1 protein-coding gene is annotated in these 314 nt (G+C 46.5%); it reads right to left on the reverse strand.

All coding sequences use genetic code 11. The annotated features are described in order from the left end of the window. Positions 1-314, reverse strand: a 314-nt coding sequence (locus CWM53_RS10710) for a LysR substrate-binding domain-containing protein (protein ID WP_264755254.1), incomplete at both ends; no start/stop codon positions are given.

The raw sequence follows: 314 nt of genomic DNA on the forward strand, positions 1-314 counted from the left end.
TATATTGCCCCTTCACCTTCAGGCTGAACTTCTGGTCTTCCTTCTCGAATTCCCAGGCATACAAACCACTCGTGTCGGAATACCGGACATTGATGCAGTTGTGATTCAAAAGATCCTGCGGTTTTTTAGGCTTCCCATAGCGTTGAAAATAATCCGGTGCTGCAACAATCAATTGCCGCCAGTCCTGGCTGATTTTAACGGCAATCATATCATTATTCAGCGCATCTCCGGGGCGGATCCCCGCGTCAAAACGCTGATCAACGATGTCGGTAAATCCATAATCAATTCCGATTTCAATCTGAATGTCAGGGTAG

It is taken from the genome of Klebsiella sp. A-Nf5 (genome assembly GCF_002810545.1).
Classification (GTDB): domain Bacteria; phylum Pseudomonadota; class Gammaproteobacteria; order Enterobacterales; family Enterobacteriaceae; genus Klebsiella; species Klebsiella variicola.